Consider the following 257-nt stretch of genomic DNA (forward strand, 5'->3'; position numbering starts at 1 on the left):
CCCACCTGGAACACACCACCGGCAAACGAGCCGTCCAGAATCTTCTGACCATTGAACGTGGTGGTCTTGGCCACACGGTCAATTTCCGAACGCATCTGGCTCACTTCGGCTTGCAGCGCTTCACGGTCTGCCTTGCTGTTGGTGGCGTTGGCCGATTGCACTGCCAGTTCACGCATGCGCTGCAGCATGTCGCCCATCTTGCCCAGTGCGCCTTCAGCGGTCTGCGCCAGCGAGATGCCGTCGTTGGCATTGCGGGC

General features: G+C 61.1%; 1 protein-coding gene. It reads right to left on the reverse strand.

From position 1 onward, the window contains the following. On the reverse strand, window positions 1–257 hold a 257-nt coding region (locus tag AC27VO_RS16580), incomplete at both ends, for a flagellin N-terminal helical domain-containing protein (RefSeq protein ID WP_488667815.1).

The organism is Comamonas sp. 14P8.1.4, from assembly GCF_057799285.1.